Annotated in this window: 1 protein-coding gene; it reads left to right on the top strand. The window is 57.9% G+C overall.

Annotation, left to right across the window (positions count from 1 at the left end):
- Positions 1-681, top strand: a 681-nt coding sequence (locus ACLD7X_RS17650; protein WP_411424995.1) for a sialidase family protein, incomplete at both ends; no start/stop codon positions are given.

The following is a 681-nucleotide window of genomic DNA, read 5'->3' as shown; positions in this document are numbered from 1 at the left end:
CCTAACGTGTATTTCTCGCGCAGTACCGATAATGGCACGACGTGGTCCGCACCAACTATCGTCCATTCCGACACAACGAACGATCAATTCTGGCCATGGTTGGCATTGGATCCAACCAATGGAGACCTTGCCGTGATGTACTTCGACAGCCGTGATGATGCCGCCAACATCCTGGTCAATGTCTACGTGAGCTTTTCCGCCGACGGAGGAACCACATGGACCGACCGGCGTGTGGGCGACGGTGAAAACGATCTCCGTCGCAATCCTTTCAATGGACAGACGTTCGCCGGCGACTATTCCGGAGCTGATTTCCTCGACGGCATGGTTCATCCCTCGTGGGTGGATATGCGCAACTCCATTTCAAATGTTGCCGACAACGACGTCTACTCCGCTCGCGTCAACGTGCGCGCCCCGGCCGCTCCCGTACCGTTTCGTGCCCGTACGCTGCCCGATACGGTAACGGCCATTCGTCTCACGTGGGACGCCGTACGGTCGCGGTCCTTTGGCCAGCCGCTTCGCCCCGACGAGGTTTCCCTCATCATCAGCCGTAATGGCCAGACGATTGCCACACTTCCCGGCACGGCCACCACGTACCGAGACGAAGGCATACAGCCTTATACTCGCTACACCTATTCCATCGTTGCAGCAACTAATCGCGATACGTCATCCCGCCTTACCTCC

The organism is Aphanothece microscopica RSMan92, assembly GCF_046613545.2.
Taxonomy (GTDB): domain Bacteria; phylum Cyanobacteriota; class Cyanobacteriia; order PCC-6307; family Cyanobiaceae; genus NIES-981.
Note: the sequence above shows the minus strand (reverse complement) of the source record. Positions and strands in the feature narration are given on the sequence as shown.